Origin of the sequence: Colwellia sp. MB3u-41, from assembly GCF_014076845.1 — a bacterium.
Lineage (GTDB): Bacteria > Pseudomonadota > Gammaproteobacteria > Enterobacterales > Alteromonadaceae > Colwellia_A.
This window is the reverse complement of the sequence record NZ_JACGUT010000077.1, coordinates 292,091-313,046: the sequence shown is the minus strand read 5'-3', so window position 1 is coordinate 313,046 and position 20,956 is coordinate 292,091. Positions and strand designations below refer to the sequence as shown.

The window sequence follows — 20,956 nt, the reverse complement described above, 5'->3', positions numbered from 1 at the left end:
TCCATTTGTGCAGCACCAGTGATCATGTTTTTGATGTAATCGGCGTGACCAGGACAATCTACGTGTGCGTAGTGACGAGCTTCTGTATCGTACTCGATGTGAGAAGTATTGATTGTAATACCACGCTCACGCTCTTCAGGAGCATTATCGATTTGTGCGAAATCTTTAACTTCACCACCGTGTACTTTAGTTAATACTGCAGAGATAGCAGCTGTTAAAGTTGTTTTACCGTGATCGACGTGACCGATAGTACCAACGTTAACATGCGGTTTTAAACGTTCAAATTTTGCTTTAGCCATTTTTCATTTACCTTAAAGTTTATTAAAAGCGCAGCCAAGACGACCGAGCTAGACTTTCACTAACTATAAGTGAGTGTCTTACGAGATTCCAAGAGATTCTGTTATTGCCGCAACTACATTCTTAGGAGCTTCACTGTATTGTAAAAATTCCATAGAATAAGAGGCGCGGCCCTGTGTTGCACTGCGTAATGCAGTAGCATAACCAAACATTTCAGACAGTGGTACTGTTGCATTCACTACCTTAGAGCCAGCAGGACCTTCGTCCATGCCATCGATCATACCGCGACGACGATTTAAATCGCCAACGACATCACCCATGTTTTCTTCTGGCGTTGTAACTTCTACTTTCATCATAGGCTCTAGAAGAGTTGGCGTAGCTTTTAACGCCCCTTCTCTAAATCCCATTGAAGCAGCAACTTTAAACGCCATTTCGTTAGAGTCAACGTCATGAAAAGAACCGTCATAAAGTGTTACTTTAACATCAAGCATCGGGTAACCAGCTAAAACGCCACTATCCATTTGCTCAAAACAGCCTTTTTCTATGGCGGGGATATATTCTTTAGGAACACTACCGCCAACAATTTCGTTAACAAACTCGAAACCACCACCTTCAGGTAAGGGCTCCATTTTCAACCAGACGTGGCCAAACTGACCTTTACCACCTGATTGTCGAACAAATTTACCTTCAACTTCAACCGTTGAACGAATCGTTTCACGATAAGCGACTTGTGGTTTACCAACATTACATTCAACGCCAAACTCGCGCTTCATACGTTCAACAATGATGTCTAAGTGTAGCTCACCCATGCCAGAAATTATCGTTTGGCCTGTTTCTTCATCAGATGCCACTTTAAACGATGGATCTTCAGCTGATAATTTACTTAATGCAAGGGCTAACTTATCTTGAGAAGCGATGGTTTTCGGCTCAACAGCAATTGAAATTACTGGATCTGGAAATTCCATTCTCTCAAGTGTGATCACATGATTTGCATCACACAAGGTCTCACCTGTAGTAACATCCTTCAAACCAATGGCTGCAGCGATATCGCCAGCACGTACTTCTTTAATTTCTTTACGATCATTGGCATGCATCTGTACAAGACGGCCTAAACGTTCTTTTTTTCCTTTGATAGGATTAAAAACGCTGTCACCTGTTTTTACGACACCCGAATAAACACGGAAAAAGGTAAGTGTTCCTACGAAAGGGTCAGTGGCAATTTTAAAAGCCAAAGCTGAAAATGGTGCGCTGTCATCAGCGGCACGAGTCGCGGGTGTCTCATTTTTATCATTACTAATACCGGTAATCGCAGCAACTTCAGTTGGTGAAGGTAAATAGTCAATAACGGCATCTAAAACAGCTTGTACGCCTTTATTTTTAAAAGCAGAGCCACAAGTACAAAGAATGATTTCATTATTAAGCGTGCGCTGGCGAAGGGCTGATTTAATTTCAACTTCAGTCAAATCAACACCTTCTAGATACTTTTCCATTAAATCATCTGAGACTTCAGCCGCTTCTGAAATCATATTTTCACGCCACTCATCGGCAAGGTCTTGCATATCGTCAGGTATTGCTGAATAAGTAAAAGTCATGCCGTAATCGTCTTCATTCCAGTTGATCACTTTCATTTTGACAAGATCAATAACACCTTTAAAGTCTTCTTCAGACCCAATCGGCAACTGAATAGGAACAGCGTTTGCTTTTAGACGTGCTTTTAGCTGACCAACAACAGAAAGAAAGTCTGCACCCGTGCGATCCATTTTGTTGACAAAAACAATGCGTGGAACCGCATACTTTTCCATTTGACGCCAAACAGTTTCTGTTTGTGGTTGAACACCAGAAGATGCACATAACACTAATACTGCACCATCGAGTACACGTAATGAACGTTCAACTTCGATAGTGAAGTCAACATGGCCAGGAGTATCAATAATATTAATGCGATGGTCAACGAATTGCGCATCCATCCCCTTCCAGAAACAGGTAGTCGCTGCAGAAGTAATGGTAATACCGCGCTCTTGCTCTTGTTCCATCCAGTCCATTGTGGCAGCGCCATCATGCACTTCACCAATTCTGTGAGAAAGCCCCGTGTAAAACAAAACACGTTCTGTGGTTGTCGTTTTGCCAGCATCTACGTGCGCACAGATACCAATATTACGGTAGCGCTCAATAGGGGTGATACGTGCCAAAATGAAATCCTCTAATTCTTAGTCACTAATAATTAGTACTATTAAATAAATATTCGCGTAAGCGGTGAGTATTTGTTTAATACTACTTTTTGAACTGTACAAAGCATCAGTCCGTAAAAGTTAGTATGGCTAGCAAGAGAAACTCTTGCTAGCCATGTATTTACCCTAAGCATATGCAAAGGGTAAATCATACATCCATTCAAAACTGCTAGCTTACCAGCGGTAGTGAGCGAACGCTTTGTTAGCATCAGCCATACGGTGAACGTCTTCACGTTTCTTAACCGCTGAACCTTTGCTGTCAGACGCATCTAACATTTCGTTAGCTAGGCGCTGAGCCATTGATTTTTCACCACGTTTACGAGCTGCTTCAACTAACCAACGCATGGCTAGAGCATTACGACGAACTGGACGAACTTCAACTGGTACTTGATAAGTAGAACCACCAACACGACGAGATTTAACTTCGACAGATGGGCGGATATTATCTAAAGCAGTTTCGAAAAGCTCTAAGTGAGTTTTCTCGCTGTTTTTTTCAGTTAAAATGTCTAATGCACCGTAAACAATTTTTTCTGCAGTAGATTTTTTACCATCAACCATAAGGATGTTGATGAATTTTGCTAAAAGTTCGTTATGGAACTTAGGATCTGGCAATATTTTACGTTGCCCTACGACGCGTCTTCTTGGCATCTTAATTCTCCGTAGTATTCAGGATTAATCCAAAATATATAAATTTAAAAATTTCTTATTTGGCCTTACTTAACGTTTTTTTCTCTTCCTATCTATAAGGAGTTAGAGAGGAAAACTTAAGATTTAGGTCGTTTAGCACCGTATTTAGAACGGCCTTGTCTTCTGTCGCTTACACCTGAACAATCAAGCGCGCCACGAACGGTGTGATAACGCACACCCGGTAAATCTTTTACACGGCCACCGCGTATTAAAATAACGCTATGCTCTTGTAAATTATGTCCTTCACCACCGATGTATGAAGTTACTTCGAAGCCGTTAGTTAAACGAACACGAGCAACTTTACGAAGTGCTGAGTTAGGTTTTTTCGGTGTAGTTGTATACACACGAGTACATACGCCACGACGTTGTGGACAAGCTTGTAACGCTGGAACGTTACTTTTAGTTACTTGTCTTACACGTGGTTTACGTACTAATTGGTTAATAGTTGCCATTAAATAGCTCCCGATTAGTTAAACTTGTGCAAATTCCAATCAATGAGAAACTTACACCCTTATAAACGTGAAAATCCGCGACCTTAAATGCTATACATAAACAGTACAGAATATAGGGTCGCGGAATTCTATAGGTCAAGCTATGGCCTGTCAAGTAGCACAGGCCATTAACGCTATATTTTTTACTTAATCACTAGCATTTAGTGCGTCAGTTAATGCTTGTGCTGCATCGTCAGCTGAAACAGCGACTTCTTCAACGGCAGGCATTTTTGCTTGTAGTTTACGTTTAGCACGTTCTTGGTGGTATGAATAACCCGTACCTGCAGGGATTAAACGACCAACGATAACGTTTTCTTTCAAGCCACGTAACTTATCTTTCTTACCTGCGACAGCAGCTTCAGTAAGTACACGTGTTGTTTCTTGGAAAGATGCCGCTGAAATAAACGATTCAGTTGCTAATGATGCTTTAGTAATGCCCATCATTTGCATTTCGTATTCAGCAGGTTGCTTACCAGCAGATTCAAGCTCACGATTTGAAATATTCACGCGTGCTACTTCTACTTGTTCGCCTTTCAAGAAATCACTATCACCGGCGTCTAAGATTTCACACTTGCGAATCATTTGACGGACGATAACTTCGATGTGCTTGTCGTTAATTTTAACACCTTGTAAACGATATACTTCTTGTACTTCGTTAACAATGTAATTAGCAACAGGCGCAACACCACGTAAACGCAAGATATCATGCGGAGACTCAGGACCATCGGCAATAACTTCACCTTTAATCACTGGCTCACCTTCATAGATATTTAAAAGACGCGTTTTAGGAATCATCTCTTCGTAAACTTCACCGCTAGGCTGAGTGATCAATAGACGTACTTTGCCTTTAGTTTCTTTACCGAAAGCAACAACACCTGTTTTCTCTGCAAGAATAGCAGGAAGTTTAGGCTTACGCGCTTCAAATAAATCAGCAACACGTGGAAGACCACCGGTAATATCACGCGTTTTTGAACTTGCCTGTGGTATACGAGCAAGTGCATCACCAATATTTACATCCGCGCCATCTTCCAAGTTTACAATAGCATTACCTGGTAAGTAGTAAAGTGCTGGGATTTCAGTCCCTGCAATCATTACTTCATCGCCTTTAGCATCGATAAGTTTCAATGCTGGACGCATTTCTTTACCGGTAGCATTACGTTGACCTGCGTCAGTAACGATAATACTTGATAAACCAGTAAGATCATCCGTTTGACGAACCATAGTCACGCCATCAGAAAGGTCAACAAACTGAACTTTACCCGCTACTTCCGTAATAATAGGGTGAGTATGTGGGTCCCAGTTGGCGATAATTTCACCGGCAACAATTGAACCACCATCTTTCTTAGAAAGAACAGAACCGTAAGGAACTTTATAGCGTTCTTTTTCACGACCGAGTTCATCAATTACCGTCATTTCAGAAGAACGTGAGGTAATAACAAGATGGTCTTCAGAGTTTGTTACAAACTTAGCATTTTGAAGTTTCAAGGTACCAGTGTTTTTAACTTGTACGTTGTTCTCAGCAGAAGCACGCGATGCGGCACCACCGATGTGAAACGTACGCATGGTAAGCTGTGTACCAGGTTCACCAATTGATTGTGCTGCAACAACACCAATAGCTTCACCTTGATTGATCATATGTCCACGAGCTAAATCACGACCGTAACAATGAGCACAAATACCAAAATCAGTTTTACAGGTAATAATTGAACGTACTTTCATTTGATCAATTGAGTTTTCTTCAATGAAATCACATAAAGCTTCGTCTATTAACGTATTACGTGGTAATAAAACTTCGTCAGTACCCGGCTTGATAACATCTTCAGCAACAACACGACCAAGAACACGTTCTCTTAATGGTTCAACAACATCACCACCTTCGATAAGTGGCGTCATTTGTAGACCGTCGTAGGTACCACAATCATGTTCAGTAACAACCAAATCTTGTGCAACATCAACCAAACGACGAGTTAAGTAACCCGAGTTAGCTGTTTTCAATGCTGTATCGGCAAGACCTTTACGCGCCCCGTGAGTTGAGATGAAGTATTCTGATACGTTCAAACCTTCACGGAAGTTAGCTTTGATTGGCGTTTCGATGATAGAACCATCTGGTTTTGCCATCAAGCCACGCATACCTGCTAACTGACGGATCTGAGCAGCACTACCACGAGCACCCGAGTCAGCCATCATGTAGATAGAGTTGAATGAATCTTGCTCTTCTGGAACGCCATCACGGTTAATAACTGTTTCTTTCGATAAATTGTCCATCATCGCTTTTGAGATTTTCTCGTTGGCAGATGACCAAATATCAATAACTTTGTTATATTTTTCGCCTTGAGTCACTAAACCTTGCTCGAATTGAGTTTGGATTTCAGCAACTTCTTCTTCCGACTCTTCGATAATAGTGTATTTAGCATCAGGAATAACCATATCATCAATACCAACAGAACAACCCGCGATCATCGCATAATGGAAGCCTGTGTACATGATTTGGTCAGCAAAAATAACCGTTTCTTTCAAACCTAAATTACGGTAAGCATGGTTAATCAGTTTCGAAATAGGTTTTTTACCCAGCGGTTGATCGATTAGATCATAAGGCATACCTTGTGGACAAACTTGCCACATAATGGCACGGCCGACCGTGGTATCACGTAAAGTCGTTTTAGGAACAGTAAAGTTACCTTCTTCGTCTTTAAAGTATTCTGTGATACGAATTTTCACACGGGCGTGAAGTTCAGCAACGCCAGTACGGTAAGCCTTTTCAGCTTCTTTAGTGTCGGCAAAAACCATGCCTTCACCTAAACCATTAACACGGTCACGTGTTAAGTAGTACAAACCTAAAACAACATCTTGTGATGGTACAATAATCGGCTCACCGTTTGCTGGTGATAGCACGTTATTAGTAGACATCATTAAAGTACGAGCTTCCATTTGTGCTTCAATAGTTAACGGTACGTGTACCGCCATTTGGTCACCATCGAAATCGGCGTTGTATGCCGCACAAACCAGTGGATGCAAGTGAATCGCTTTACCTTCAATAAGAACAGGTTCAAATGCTTGAATACCTAGTCTATGAAGTGTTGGTGCACGGTTAAGCATTACCGGATGTTCACGGATCACTTCGTCAAGTACATCCCAAACTTCAGCGCCTTCACGTTCAACTAATTTTTTAGCTGCTTTAATCGTAGTCGCTAAACCACGAGCTTCTAATTTACCGTAAATAAATGGCTTGAATAATTCAAGTGCCATTTTTTTTGGTAAACCACACTGGTGTAAACGTAGTGTAGGACCAACAGTAATTACAGAACGACCAGAGTAATCAACACGTTTACCCAATAGATTCTGACGGAAACGACCTTGCTTACCTTTAATCATATCGGCAAGAGATTTAAGAGGACGTTTGTTAGAACCGGTAATTGCGCGACCACGACGACCGTTATCAAGAAGTGCATCAACAGACTCTTGTAACATACGTTTTTCGTTACGTACGATAATGTCTGGTGCTACTAAGTCTAGAAGACGCTTTAAACGGTTGTTACGGTTAATAACACGACGGTATAAATCGTTCAAATCAGACGTAGCAAAACGGCCACCATCCAAAGGTACTAACGGACGTAAATCCGGTGGTAAAATGGGCAGTACGTTCATGATCATCCACTCAGGTTTGTTACCTGAAGCGGCAAATGCTTCCATTAACTTTAAACGTTTTGTCACTTTTTTACGCTTAGTTTCACTACCAATTTCAGGAAGCTCTTCACGCATTTGCGCTACTTCGCCTTCTAAATCGATTTGTTGTAGTAAAGCTAAAACAGCTTCTGCACCCATTAGGGCGTCAAATTCATCACCGTGTTCTTCTAACGCGTCAAGATATTCTTCTTCAGTTAGAATTTGGCTTTTTTCTAATGTTGTCATACCAGGTTCAGTAACAACATAGGATTCAAAGTAAAGGACACGTTCGATATCACGAAGCGTCATATCAAGTAACAAACCAATACGTGAAGGTAATGATTTTAAGAACCAGATATGTGCAACGGGGCTAGCTAATTCGATATGGCCCATACGGTCACGACGAACTTTTGTTAATGTAACTTCAACGCCACATTTTTCACAAATAACACCACGATGCTTTAAACGCTTATATTTGCCACATAGACATTCGTAATCTTTTACTGGACCAAAAATACGCGCACAAAACAAGCCATCACGTTCAGGTTTGAACGTACGGTAGTTAATCGTTTCAGGTTTTTTTACTTCACCAAATGACCAAGAACGAATCTGGTCAGGTGAGGCTAGTCCGATACGTATACCATCGAACTCTTCTGTTTGATTTTGTTGCTTAAGAAACTTAAGTAAATCTTTCACACTTCTTCTCCTGTCGGAGTTAAACCTTAAAGAGAAAGCAGTTGCCTGCTTTCTCCGTGTACTGACTCATCAAATTGATAGTCAGCATGCAGCTTTCGAGGCTAGTCCTGGTCTAATTCGATGTTAATACCTAACGAACGAATTTCTTTCAACAGTACGTTGAATGATTCAGGAATGCCTGGTTCCATTCTGTGATCACCGTCTACTAAGTTTTTATACATCTTAGTACGACCGTTAACATCATCAGATTTAACCGTTAACATTTCTTGTAGCGTGTAAGCAGCACCGTAAGCTTCTAGTGCCCATACTTCCATCTCACCAAAGCGTTGACCACCAAATTGCGCTTTACCACCAAGTGGTTGTTGCGTAACTAATGAGTAAGAGCCTGTTGAACGTGCATGCATTTTGTCATCAACCAAATGGTTAAGTTTTAACATATACATGTAGCCAACCGTTACAGGACGTTCAAATTCACGACCAGTACGACCATCAGTTAAGATAAACTGACCACTTTCAGGCATATCTGCAAGTTTGAACATCTCTTTGATTTCTTTCTCTGCAGCACCATCAAAAGCGGGTGTAGCAATAGGAAGACCAGCACGTAAGTTGTTCGCTAAACGCATCACTTCGTCATCAGAGAAACTTGCAATGTCAACAACTTGACGAGATTCACCAACATTGTAAACTTCTTGAATGAAGTTACGTAGTTTATGAATTTCTTGTTGTGCTTCTAACATACGGTTGATTTTTTCGCCAATACCACGACACGCCATACCTAGATGAGTCTCTAAGATCTGACCAATGTTCATACGTGATGGAACACCTAACGGGTTAAGTACCACATCAACAGGAACACCAAACTGATCGTAAGGCATATCTTCTACTGGAACTACGTTTGAAATAACACCTTTGTTACCATGACGACCGGCCATTTTATCACCCGGTTGGATGTGGCGTTTTATCGCTAAATAAACTTTGATGATTTTAAGAACACCTGGAGCCAAATCAGCACCTTGGGTGATCTTACGACGTTTAATTTCAAACTTCTTATCAAAGTCAGCTTTAATGTTGTCGTATTGCTCAGCAATTTGTTCAAGTTCAGATTGTTGACCTTCGTCAGACAAGTTTTGAACTAACCAATTTGCACGAGACATACTATTAATGTCTGATTCGTTTAAGCCAGCAGATAAAAGGAGATTTTTAGCACGAGCATAAATACCATCTTCTAAGATGCTAAATTCATCGCCTAAATCTTTCTTAACTTCTTTAAGTTGTAATTCTTCAATTTCAACAGCGCGTTTATCTTTTTCTACACCGTCACGGGTGAAGATTTGCACGTCGATGATAGTACCTTTAACTGAATTAGGTACACGTAAAGAGCTGTCTTTAACGTCAGCAGCTTTTTCACCAAAGATTGCTCTTAAAAGTTTTTCTTCTGGTGTTAATTGAGTTTCACCTTTAGGAGTAACTTTACCCACTAAGATGTCGCCACCATTAACTTCAGCACCGATGTAAACAACACCCGCTTCATCTAATTTAGATAATGCTGATTCGCCTACGTTAGGGATATCAGAAGTAATTTCTTCACTACCTAATTTTGTGTCACGCGCGATACAGGTTAACTCTTGAATATGTACCGTAGTAAAACGATCTTCAGTAGCAACACGTTCAGATAACAACATTGAATCTTCGAAGTTGTAACCATTCCAAGGCATAAACGCTATACGCATGTTTTGACCAAGGGCTAATTCACCCATGTCCGTTGAAGGACCATCGGCTAAAACATCACCACGAGTTACAGGTTCGCCCATACGACACTGTGGACGCTGGTTGATACATGTATTTTGGTTAGAACGTGTGTATTTTGTTAAGTTGTAAATATCAATACCTGCTTCACCAGCATGCATTTCATCTTCGTTAACTTTAACAACGATACGTGAAGAGTCTACATAGCTGACTACACCACCACGTTTAGCAACGGCTGTAACACCTGAGTCAACAGCAACTACTTTTTCCATACCCGTACCGACTAAAGGCTTATCAACGATAAGAGTTGGTACCGCTTGACGTTGCATGTTTGAACCCATCAAGGCTCTGTTAGCATCATCGTGCTCGAGGAATGGAATTAAACTTGCTGCAACTGAAATGATCTGTTGTGGCGAGACGTCCATATATTGAACTTGTTCTGCTGAAATAAGTGTAAATTCATTTTTGTGACGACATTGTACTAAGCCATCAACTAACTTACCTTCACTATCAACCGCAGCAGTCGTTTGGGCAATAACGAAGTTACCTTCTTCAATTGCTGATAAATAATCTATCTCATCAGTTACTAAACCATCAATTACTTTACGATAAGGAGTTTCTAAGAACCCATAATCGTTAGTACGTGCATAACACGAAAGTGAATTGATCAAACCAATGTTTGGACCTTCCGGCGTTTCAATAGGACATACACGACCATAATGGGTAGGATGTACATCTCGAACTTCAAAACCGGCACGTTCACGCGTTAGACCGCCTGGGCCTAATGCTGAGATACGACGTTTATGCGTCACTTCTGATAACGGGTTGTTCTGATCCATAAACTGTGACAATTGTGAAGAACCAAAGAATTCTTTCACAGCCGCAGAAATTGGCTTAGCGTTAATTAAATCTTGTGGCATGATCGCATCTAAGTCACCAAGACTTAAACGCTCACGAACCGCACGTTCAACACGCACTAAACCAACACGGAATTGGTTTTCTGCCATTTCGCCTACAGAGCGAATACGACGGTTACCTAAGTGATCGATATCGTCAGTTTCGCCTTTACCGTCACGAATGGCGATTAAAGTTCTCATTACTGAAATAATGTCATCGTTAGATAAAATGCCTGTACCAACATCGTCTGAATTACCAACACGACGGTTGAACTTCATACGACCTACCGTTGATAAGTCATAACGTTCTGATGCGAAAAATAAGTTAGTAAATAACGTTTCTGCTGCATCTTTTGTTGGCGGCTCGCCTGGACGCATCATACGGTAAATCTCAACTAAAGCTTCAAGCTTATTTGAGGTACCATCAACACGAATAGTGTCAGACATATATGAACCGACATCGAATTCATTCATGTACAATGTAGAAAGAACTTTATGACCTGCTTGGCTAAGCTCTGCTAATAGCTCTAATGTTATTTCAGCATTGGCTTCAGCGATAACTTCACCAGTAGACTCATCAATGTAAGCTTTAGATAAAACCTTACCAACGATGTACTCAGCTGGAACTTCAAGCTTTTCAAGGTTTTCTTTAGATAAAGAACGAATATGACGGGCAGTTATACGACGTCCTTGCTCTACCAATACATCACCATTTTTCAAGCAAATGTCAAACGTTGCCGTTTCACCACGTAAGCGTTCAGGGATTAGATCCATGATCAACTTATCGCCTTTGATTGAGAAGTCAGTGGTGTCATAGAACATATCTAGAATTTCTTCAGTAGAATATTCTAATGCACGTAATATGATTGATGCTGGTAATTTACGACGGCGATCAATACGTACAAATAAGTTATCTTTTGGATCGAACTCAAAATCCAACCAAGAACCACGGTAAGGAATAACACGTGCGTTATATAACACTTTACCCGATGAGTGTGTTTTACCTTTATCATGATCGAAAAACACACCAGGAGAACGATGTAATTGCGAAACAATAACACGCTCAGTACCATTAATAACAAACGTACCGTTGTCTGTCATTAATGGGATTTCACCCATGTATACTTCTTGTTCTTTGATATCTTTAACTGTGCCTGCTGGCGCTTCTTTATCGTAAACTACTAAACGTAATTTTACGCGAAGCGGCGCAGAATAGGTTACACCGCGGATTTGACATTCTTTGACGTCAAATAACGGTTCGCCAAGTCTGTAGCTCACATATTGTAACTCTGAGCTACCAGAGTAGGCTTTAATTGGGAAAATAGAATGAAACGCAGCCTCTAGGCCTGTTTCACCTGTTGGATCAATATCAATAAACTTACGGAAAGATTCGAGTTGGATTGATAACAAGAATGGATAGTCCATTACTTGTATGCTTTTACCAAAGTCCTTGCGAATACGTTTCTTTTCGGAGTAAGAGTAAACCATGGGGTTCCTCAGCTTGCTGGTTATGGCCGATCTGCCTTTAAAATACCAATTGGACTAGACAACTTTAGTATAGTTTCATACATTTTGTTAGCTAATCCAATTGGTATCAGACAGGATATTGCAATGATACTTAATACATTTAGTATCAAATTATGCACTTTTTTGGTTTAAAAAAACCACTTTCTTTAGCGCAAAAAGGCCGGTAACTTTAAAGTCACCAGCCATTGCCTTTTCAGGCAAATAATCTGTTTAAAAACAGATTATTTGATCTCAACAGAAGCACCAGCTTCTTCAAGAAGTGTCTTAAGCGAATCAGCTTCAGCTTTATCAACGCCTTCTTTAACAGTGCCAAGAGCTTCAACTAAGTCTTTAGCTTCTTTAAGGCCTAAACCTGTAGCGCCACGAACTGCTTTAATTACTGCAACTTTCTTCTCACCGAAGCTAGTCATAATAACGTTGAATTCAGTTTGCTCTTCAGCAGCTTCAGCAGGTCCAGCAGCGGCAACAGCAGCTGATGCAGATACGCCAAATTTTTCTTCCATTGCTTCAATTAAAGCAACAACGTCCATTACTGACATTTCAGCAACTGCGTTTAGGATATCGTCTTTAGAAATAGACATTTTTAATTTCCTGTTCAATTAACAACCTAAGGTTGTTATAAATAACTATAAATACAAAAAGTGCAAATTGTGCTCTTAAATTTAAGAGGTAAACAATTATTAAGCAGCTTCTTGTTCTTTCTGATCGCGTACTGCAGCAATCGTGCGGACCAATTTGCCTGCAGATGCTTCTTTCATTGCGCTCATTAAACGTGCAATCGCTTCGTCGTAAGTAGGTAGCTTAGCTAACATATTTACGTCTACTGAATTACCTTCAAATGCAGCTGCTTTTAATTCAAAGGCTTCGTTCTTTTTAGCGAAGTCTGTGAATAAACGTGCAGCAGCACCTGGGTGATCAGATGAAAAAGCAACTAATGAAGGACCTTTGAATACGTCAGAAACACATTCAAATTGAGTACCTTCTACTGCACGACGTGCTAATGTGTTACGAACAACCTTCATCCATACGCCATTGTCACGTGCTTGCTTACGCAATGCAGTAATTGCTTCAACTGTAACACCACGGGCATCCGCGATTACAACTGAGTGAGCGCCACTAGCAGCTTCTTGAACTTCAGCAACAATTGCCTTTTTGTCATCAAGATTGATAGCCATTGGCTTTAACTCCTGGTTCACCGGTTACATAAACCGGTATTTACTATCCCTAAGCTACTACCTTTTACAGTCATTAACTTAGGCCGTTACGGCGAGGACCAGAATTAGGAAATACTGGGTAATCACCATCTACGTAGGAAAAATTAAGTTAAATGTGATAAATAATTATCGATAAAACTCCTACGGTCTTTGACGGGGTTGTTTAATCTTGTTAAAGAAGAAAACAACACCTACCAAAATTTTTAAGGGCGAAATTATAGTCTATAATTTAACCCTTGTAAAGTACCATGATAGGGACTTTACTTAGAAACTGCTGTCAAACTAGCTTGGTTTACCGATACACCGGCACCCATTGTAGTTGAAATAGAAAGTTTCTTAATATACTGACCTTTAGCATTTGCTGGTTTAGCTTTCTTTAAAGCTTCCAATAAGAACTCTAGGTTTTCTTGTAATTTAGCGTCGTCGAAATCAGCCTTACCAATAGTAGTATGGATGATACCGTTTTTATCATTGCGGTAACGGATTTGACCCGATTTTGCATTGTTAATAGCGGTTACAACATCTGGCGTTACGGTACCAACTTTTGGGTTAGGCATTAAACCGCGAGGGCCTAATATCTGACCTAGTTGACCAACAACACGCATAGCATCTGGAGAAGCGATAACAACATCAAAGTTCATCTCGCCTTTTTTAACTAATTCAGCTAAATCTTCCATACCTACGATGTCAGCACCAGCTTCTTTCGCTTTCTCAGCATTTGCACCCTGTGTAAATACAGCAACACGAACATCACGACCTGTACCATTTGGTAATACAGCTGCGCCACGTACATTTTGGTCTGATTTACGAGCATCGATGCCAAGATTTACAGCAACATCTACACTTTCACGGAATTTAGCAGTTGCTAATTCTTTTAATAATGAGATTGCTTCTGCAATGTCATAATCTTTTAATACGTCTACTTTTTCACGGATAAGACGAGCGCGTTTTGATAATTTAGTCATTGATTAGTCCTCTACCACTAAACCCATTGAACGAGCAGAACCCGCAATGGTACGCACTGCAGCTTCTAATGAACTAGCAGTTAAATCAGATTCTTTTGTCTTAACAATTTCTTCAAGTTGTGCTGTAGTAACAGTTCCAACTTTATCTGTGTTAGGACGACCAGAGCCGCTTTTTATGCCAGCTGCTTTCTTTAATAAGTAAGATGCAGGTGGAGTTTTTGTTTCGAACGTGAAAGAACGGTCACTGTAGACAGTAATAACTACTGGAACTGGAGCGCCTTTTTCTAAAGAATCTGTTTTTGCGTTAAACGCTTTACAGAATTCCATGATGTTCACACCGTGTTGACCTAATGCAGGACCAACAGGCGGTGACGGATTTGCTGCACCAGCAGCAACTTGTAGCTTGATTAAAGCTTGGACTTTCTTAGCCATTTTTCAATACCTTTAGTTTGGGTTCAAACGCTAAAGACTATTCAGCTCCCCGTTGTACGATTTACCCTGTTTTTTTTTAAGCAACAATGTCGTTTAAAAAAAATAGGCAGCGGATTATATATTAAATAGGGCAAGTTACACAAGTTTTTTAAATAGAAAGTTTTGCTGGCCTTATACGTACTGAACAATAACAGTATTTTTTTATTAAGGGCAAAGAAAAAGGCTAAAGATTTACATCTTTAGCCTTTTGTGTATTGTATGGTTTTATTGAGGTACTAGCCTTTTTCGACTTGACCAAACTCTAAATCTACTGGTGTAGAGCGACCAAAAATCAAAACCGATACTTTAATACGGTTTTTATCGTAATCTAATTCTTCAACAACACCATTAAAGTCGGCAAATGGACCGTCAATAACACGAACCACTTCGCCGGGCTCAAAGAGTGTCTTAGGACGAGGCTTATCAGTATCTTCGAGACGTTGCAAAATACGATCAGCTTCTTTTTGTGAAATAGGCGCTGGACGATCACTGGTTCCACCAATGAAGCCTAATACGCGTGGCACACTTTTTACTAGATGCCATGCTTCAACATCCATTTCCATTTGAACTAAAACATAACCTGGAAAGAATTTACGTGAACTTTTACGCTTTTGACCTGCACGCATTTCAACAACTTCTTCGGTAGGAACAAGTATTTGACCAAACTTTTCATGTAAGCCCTGAATCTCGATATGCTCAACTAATGTTTTTTGCACTCGACCTTCATAGCCAGAGAAAGCTTGAACAACATACCAACGCAACTTTGGGTTCGTATTCACTACTTTTTCTTCGTTTTGTTCATTCTCTTCAGATGGTAAATTTTCTTCAGTCATAATTAAACCTGTAAACCTGTAATAAAGCCAACTACCCAAAATAGAGTAGAATCAAGTCCCCACATAACGAGTGACATGATAAAAGTAGCAAATAAAACGATACCTGTCGTTTGTATAGCTTCTTGGCGAGTTGGCCAGACAACTTTACGAATTTCGGTACGTGATTCTTTTGCGAATGCAACGGCATTGTGGCCTTTAACTGTTTGCATGGCGATAAAACCAGCAACAACTATACCTACGACTGCACCTATCGCACGATATAAAACGGATTCATCACCGTAGAAATAATTAGCGAAAACGACTCCAGCTAAAAGAAGGAGGACGATCATCCACTTTAGTGAATCAAGAGACCCGTTTGGCTGGCTTTCTGTACTTGCATTCATAATATTGACCCGTAAATATTTGCCTATGGCATGTTAACTTCATCACTGAAGTTACTTCAAAAGTATTAAAAACTACTTTATAAAATATGGCAGGGGTAGAGAGATTCGAACTCCCAACCGTCGGTTTTGGAGACCGCTGTTCTACCAATTGGAACTATACCCCTAATTTACTTTTCATCTTAGATGAAGAGTTTCACTTTTCTGGTGAATCTTAGTTTTTTTGGGAATTAAAAGAGACTCAAGAAGTGAGGCGCTATTATACTAATGATATTACTTTTCTCAAGTGATATTTTGTTTTGTCTGATGTTTCTTGGTTTGAAATATCTTTTTCCCGTTATCTCAACTGTTCACTAGTAAAATTCTATCGATGCAAGTTAAGATATTATTAGATAATAAGTAACTATAAGGTATAACAATGAAGGCAAGTGTAAAATGGATGGGTAAAGAATTATTTATGGGCACTTCTGATAGCGGCCATACAATTCTTTTAGACGCGAATGCAGGAACCTCTGCGCCTAGTCCACTAGAAAATGTTCTCATTTCTTTAGGGGCGTGTTCCTCAGTTGATATTGTTAGTATTCTAGAAAAATCGCGACAAAACATCAGTGCTTGTCGTGTAGATATCCAAGCAAAACGTGTAGATTCTGTACCAAAAATGTTTTCAGACATCCATCTTCGCTTTGTTATCACAGGGCAAGAGGTCGCTGAAAAGCATGTCGAAAGAGCGGTTAAACTTTCAGCCGATAAATACTGCTCCGTAGCATTAATGTTGAATAAAACGGTTAATATTACTCATGACTTTGAGATTATTGACGATTAACCGATATTATTGGTGCTGTAGTCTTTTTAAACACAGCACCTTTGTTCTATAAATCAGTCATCCAATCTAACTGCTGATTAGCTTTATGTTTCTTATTCATTAAATCTTGAATAAGTGGCGTTAAAAGTAACTCCATGGCAAGCCCCATCTTTCCCCCAGGCACAACTAAAGTATTAATACGTGACATAAATGCTCCATCAATCATTGATAAATAATAAGGAAAGTCTACACCAGTTGCTTCACGAAAGCGGATGACGACAAAGCTTTCATCAAGACTAGGGATCGCTTTTGCACTAAAAGGGTTTGACGTATCAACCGTAGGTACACGTTGGAAATTGATATGTGTTTTTGAAAACTGCGGTGTAATGTAAGAAATATAATCTTCCATGCTACGAACGATACTCGCAGTGACTGCTTCTCGACTATGTCCACGATGATTAGTATCACGAATTATTTTCTGGATCCATTCTAGGTTTACTATCGGTACCATGCCAATTAATAAATCAACATGCTTCGCGACATCGTTTTTTTTGGTAACAACCCCACCATGTAATCCTTCATAGAAGAGCAAGTCTGTGCCATCTGCTAACTTTTCCCATGGTGTAAATGTACCAGGCATTTGATTATAAGGAACCGCTTCGTCGAATGTATGAAGGTATCGGCGCATCTCCCCTTTACCTGTTTCAGAATAGTTTCTAAAAAGCTTTTCTAAAGCATCAAAGTCATTAGCCTCATCGCCAAAGTAACTAATGTTTCTTCGCTCCTCTCTTGCTTTACGTTTCTCTAGATCCATTTCTTGTCGGGAATATCGATGAAAGCTGTCACCTTCGACTGTAGCAGGAGTGACTCCAAGAGACCGAAATATGTGTGCAAACGACTCTATTGTAGTAGACGTACCTGCACCTGAGGATCCGGTTACAGCAATAATAGGGTTGCGTGATGACATAGTTAATTCTCTTTGGGGTAAGATAAATGTTATACGGAGAATTTGAAGGTGGGTCAAGTTTTACAAAAATATCATTTAGCTTATTTTTAAAAACAAAAACGGAGCCGAAGCTCCGTTTTTAATTTTAAAGTAAATTTAGCTAGGCTAAATTATGCTTCAACTGATTCTTCAACTTCTTCTACAGCATCTTCAACTGCAGGACGGTCTACTAATTCAATGTAAGCCATAGGTGCTTTATCACCAGTACGGAAACCGCATTTTAAAACGCGAGTATATCCACCTGGACGGTCTTGGTAACGAGCACCAAGTTCGTTAAATAAAATACCTACTACTTCTTTATCTTGTGTACGAGCAAACGCTAAACGGCGATTTGCAACACTGTCGGTCTTAGCCAATGTAATCAATGGCTCTATTACCATACGTAGTTCTTTAGCTTTTGCTACAGTCGTTCTAATAAGACCGTGCTTAACTAAAGAGCTTGCCATATTGCGGAACATCGCTTTACGATGACTGCTATTACGGTTTAACTGGCGACCGCTTTGACGATGGCGCATAAGTTAATCCTTCTCTCAAACTATTAAAAAAATGATGAACGAATTAGTCGTTATCAGCGATGCTTTCAGGTGGCCAATTTTCAAGGCGCATACCTAAAGATAAACCACGAGACGCCAAAACGTCTTTGATTTCTGTTAAAGACTTCTTACCTAAATTAGGTGTTTTAAGAAGTTCAACTTCTGCACGCTGTACTAAATCGCCAATATATTGAATTGCTTCTGCTTTTAAACAGTTAGCTGAACGAACTGTTAATTCAAGATCATCTACTGGACGAAGCAAAATAGGGTCAAATAAAGGCTTAGCTTCTACTTGCTCTACTTCTTTAATATCACGCAATTCTACAAACGCATCTAGCTGTTCAGCTAAAATCGTTGAAGCACGACGAATAGCCTCTTCTGGATCCAATGTACCATTGGTTTCCATATCAAGTACAAGTTTGTCTAAATCGGTACGCTGTTCAACTCGAGCTGAGTCAACATCGTAAGCAATTCTTACAACTGGACTGAACGAAGCATCTACTAACAAACGTCCTATAGCACGATCTTCATCCTCGGCGTCGCGTCTTACTGAAGCAGGAACATAACCACGTCCCATTTCAATTTTGATGCGCATACTGATAGAACCTTCACCTGTTAAATTACAGATTACATGATTTGGATTTGCAATTTCTACATCACCGTCATGTTGGATATCAGCTGCCGTTACAGGGCCTTCACCGGATTTAGTTAAAGTAATAACAGCTTCGTTTTTACCTTCTAAACTTATAGCTAATCCCTTAAGGTTCAACAATATTTCGATGATGTCTTCTTGAACACCCTCTTTACTACTGTATTCGTGTAGAACGCCATCAATTTCAACTTCAGTTACAGCACAACCTGGCATTGAAGATAAAAGAATGCGACGTAACGCATTACCTAAAGTATGACCAAAACCACGTTCTAATGGCTCTAAAGTTACCTTAGCACGAGTTGCACTAATGGTTTCAATACCAACCAGTCGTGGTCTAAGGAATTCGGTTACAGAACCCTGCATATGTGTCCTCTCTTAAGTGCTACTTTACTTAGAGTAAAGTTCAACAATTAACTGTTCATTAATTTCAGCAGACAAGTCAGAACGATCAGGAACACGTTTAAAAACGCCTTCAAGTTTCTTGTTATCTACTTCAACCCAGACTGGTTTCTCACGTTGTTCAGCTAATTCTAAAGCAGCGATAATACGTGCTTGAGTTTTAGATTTCTCACGAATAGAAACTGCATCTTCAGCTTTAACATTGAAAGATGGAATATTAACAACTACGCCGTTAACTACGATAGCTTTATGGCTAACAAGTTGACGGGCTTCAGCACGAGTGCTTGCATAGCCCATACGGTATACTACATTATCAAGACGCTTCTCTAAAAGTTGTAACAAGTTTTCACCTGTATTACCTTTCAAACGAGCCGCTTCTTTATAGTAATTACGGAATTGCTTTTCTAGTACGCCATATATACGACGAACTTTTTGTTTTTCACGAAGTTGAATACCGTAATCAGACAAACGACCGCGACGTGCGCCGTGCTGACCTGGTATTGTTTCGATTTTACATTTAGTGTCAATTGCTCTAACACCGCTTTTAAGGAACAAATCTGTTCCTTCGCGACGACTAAGCTTTAACTTAGGACCTAAATATCTAGCCATTTTCTTTCTCCAACTATCCTAGAAAAGTGCGATTAAACGCGACGTTTCTTAGGAGGACGACAACCATTATGAGGAATAGGCGTAACGTCAGTAATGTTGGTGATTTTAAAACCAGCAGCATTTAAAGCACGGATAGCAGACTCACGTCCTGGTCCAGGGCCTTTAACGAACACTTCAATATTCTTCAAACCAAACTCTTTTGCAGCGGCGCCAGCGCGGTCTGCAGCTACCTGAGCAGCGAAGGGTGTTGATTTTCGTGAACCACGAAAACCTGAACCACCCGCAGTTGCCCAAGATAAAGCATTACCTTGACGATCTGTAAGAGTTACGATTGTGTTGTTGAAAGAGGCGTGGATATGAGCCATGCCATCAGCAACTTGTTTTTTAACGCGTTTACGCGTACGTACAGGTGTTTTAGCCATTGTCTAGTTCCTCTTACTTCTTAATTGGCTTACGAGGACCTTTACGGGTACGCGCATTTGTTTTAGTGCGTTGACCACGTAGAGGAAGACTGCGACGATGACGTATGCCACGGTAACAACCTAAATCCATAAGACGTTTAATATTCATTGAAACTTCACGGCGTAAATCACCTTCTACGGTGTATTTATCCACTTCAGCACGTAGCAAATCTATTTTTGCTTCGTCTAATTCACTGATCTTCGTTGATTCTGCGATACCTGCGGCTGCACAAATTGCTTTTGCGCGAGTCGCTCCGATACCGAAAATCGCAGTAATGGCGATTACTGCATGCTTACGATCAGGGATGTTAATGCCAGCGATACGGGCCACTAACACATCTCCTATTTAAGGTTAAAATTATCAGGTTGGAAAGCCCGTTAGGATACCCAACCCGTCTTC

The 20,956-nt window shown here is 40.2% G+C and carries 19 protein-coding genes and 1 tRNA gene; 1 reads left to right on the top strand and 19 read right to left on the bottom strand.

Annotation, left to right across the window (positions count from 1 at the left end):
* From H4J73_RS10630 to H4J73_RS10570, 13 genes are all read right to left on the bottom strand, one after another.
* The coding region (locus H4J73_RS10630; RefSeq protein ID WP_259366696.1) for a GTP-binding protein at nt 1–299 on the bottom strand (299 nt) is incomplete at its 3' end.
* A gap of 78 nt (nt 300–377) precedes the next feature.
* Nucleotides 378–2,486 carry an elongation factor G gene (fusA, locus tag H4J73_RS10625; RefSeq protein WP_182180516.1) on the bottom strand — a complete coding sequence of 703 codons (2,109 nt, stop codon included), beginning with the start codon at nt 2,484–2,486 and terminating at the stop codon, nt 378–380.
* Nucleotides 2,487–2,699: 213 nt separating this feature from the next.
* The gene (rpsG, locus tag H4J73_RS10620; RefSeq protein ID WP_070375045.1) at nt 2,700–3,173 is read right to left on the bottom strand and encodes a 30S ribosomal protein S7; all 474 of its coding nucleotides are present in this window, start codon (nt 3,171–3,173) and stop codon (nt 2,700–2,702) included.
* A 116-nt stretch (nt 3,174–3,289) separates the two neighbouring features.
* On the bottom strand, nt 3,290–3,664 hold the full coding sequence (gene rpsL / locus H4J73_RS10615; protein ID WP_011045492.1) for a 30S ribosomal protein S12: 375 nt from the start codon (nt 3,662–3,664) through the stop codon (nt 3,290–3,292).
* A 186-nt stretch (nt 3,665–3,850) separates the two neighbouring features.
* Nucleotides 3,851–8,062, bottom strand: a complete 4,212-nt coding sequence (gene rpoC / locus H4J73_RS10610; protein ID WP_182180518.1) for a DNA-directed RNA polymerase subunit beta' — start codon at nt 8,060–8,062, stop codon at nt 3,851–3,853.
* Nucleotides 8,063–8,163: 101 nt separating this feature from the next.
* Nucleotides 8,164–12,192 (bottom strand): DNA-directed RNA polymerase subunit beta, encoded by a 4,029-nt coding sequence (rpoB, locus tag H4J73_RS10605; protein WP_182180520.1) that lies wholly within the window; start codon nt 12,190–12,192, stop codon nt 8,164–8,166.
* A gap of 260 nt (nt 12,193–12,452) precedes the next feature.
* A complete protein-coding gene (gene rplL / locus H4J73_RS10600; RefSeq protein WP_182180522.1) occupies nt 12,453–12,812 on the bottom strand; it encodes a 50S ribosomal protein L7/L12 in 360 nt (119 codons plus the stop codon).
* A gap of 99 nt (nt 12,813–12,911) precedes the next feature.
* Nucleotides 12,912–13,406, bottom strand: a complete 495-nt coding sequence (rplJ, locus tag H4J73_RS10595) for a 50S ribosomal protein L10 (RefSeq protein ID WP_182180524.1) — start codon at nt 13,404–13,406, stop codon at nt 12,912–12,914.
* A 299-nt stretch (nt 13,407–13,705) separates the two neighbouring features.
* Nucleotides 13,706–14,410, bottom strand: coding sequence for a 50S ribosomal protein L1 (gene rplA, locus H4J73_RS10590; RefSeq protein WP_182180526.1), 705 nt, complete (start codon nt 14,408–14,410; stop codon nt 13,706–13,708).
* 3 nt (nt 14,411–14,413) lie between these two features.
* A complete protein-coding gene (gene rplK / locus H4J73_RS10585; protein WP_182180528.1) occupies nt 14,414–14,842 on the bottom strand; it encodes a 50S ribosomal protein L11 in 429 nt (142 codons plus the stop codon).
* 275 nt (nt 14,843–15,117) lie between these two features.
* Entirely contained in the window at nt 15,118–15,714 is a 597-nt protein-coding gene (nusG, locus tag H4J73_RS10580) for a transcription termination/antitermination protein NusG (protein ID WP_220460067.1), read from the bottom strand.
* Nucleotides 15,715–15,716: 2 nt separating this feature from the next.
* Nucleotides 15,717–16,097 (bottom strand): preprotein translocase subunit SecE, encoded by a 381-nt coding sequence (gene secE, locus H4J73_RS10575; protein ID WP_182180530.1) that lies wholly within the window; start codon nt 16,095–16,097, stop codon nt 15,717–15,719.
* Between the two features lie 87 nt (nt 16,098–16,184).
* A tRNA-Trp gene (locus tag H4J73_RS10570) sits at nt 16,185–16,261 on the bottom strand.
* A gap of 251 nt (nt 16,262–16,512) precedes the next feature.
* Between H4J73_RS10570 and H4J73_RS10565 the strand changes: the two genes are divergently transcribed.
* Nucleotides 16,513–16,917: an OsmC family protein gene (locus tag H4J73_RS10565; protein WP_182180532.1), complete on the top strand. Its 405-nt coding sequence runs from the start codon at nt 16,513–16,515 to the stop codon at nt 16,915–16,917.
* 46 nt (nt 16,918–16,963) lie between these two features.
* Here the strand turns inward: H4J73_RS10565 and H4J73_RS10560 are convergent, their stop codons facing one another.
* The 6 genes from H4J73_RS10560 to rpsM all read right to left on the bottom strand — a co-directional run bounded on the left by H4J73_RS10560 (nt 16,964) and on the right by rpsM (nt 20,887).
* Entirely contained in the window at nt 16,964–17,863 is a 900-nt protein-coding gene (locus H4J73_RS10560; RefSeq protein WP_182180534.1) for a phosphoribulokinase, read from the bottom strand.
* A gap of 149 nt (nt 17,864–18,012) precedes the next feature.
* The gene (gene rplQ / locus H4J73_RS10555; protein ID WP_182180536.1) at nt 18,013–18,417 is read right to left on the bottom strand and encodes a 50S ribosomal protein L17; all 405 of its coding nucleotides are present in this window, start codon (nt 18,415–18,417) and stop codon (nt 18,013–18,015) included.
* Between the two features lie 43 nt (nt 18,418–18,460).
* Nucleotides 18,461–19,450, bottom strand: a complete 990-nt coding sequence (locus H4J73_RS10550; RefSeq protein ID WP_182180538.1) for a DNA-directed RNA polymerase subunit alpha — start codon at nt 19,448–19,450, stop codon at nt 18,461–18,463.
* A 24-nt stretch (nt 19,451–19,474) separates the two neighbouring features.
* Nucleotides 19,475–20,095 carry a 30S ribosomal protein S4 gene (gene rpsD, locus H4J73_RS10545; protein ID WP_182180540.1) on the bottom strand — a complete coding sequence of 207 codons (621 nt, stop codon included), beginning with the start codon at nt 20,093–20,095 and terminating at the stop codon, nt 19,475–19,477.
* Between the two features lie 32 nt (nt 20,096–20,127).
* Nucleotides 20,128–20,517: a 30S ribosomal protein S11 gene (gene rpsK, locus H4J73_RS10540; protein ID WP_070375058.1), complete on the bottom strand. Its 390-nt coding sequence runs from the start codon at nt 20,515–20,517 to the stop codon at nt 20,128–20,130.
* A gap of 13 nt (nt 20,518–20,530) precedes the next feature.
* A complete protein-coding gene (rpsM, locus tag H4J73_RS10535) occupies nt 20,531–20,887 on the bottom strand; it encodes a 30S ribosomal protein S13 (RefSeq protein WP_070375059.1) in 357 nt (118 codons plus the stop codon).
* Nucleotides 20,888–20,956: the final 69 nt, after the last annotated feature.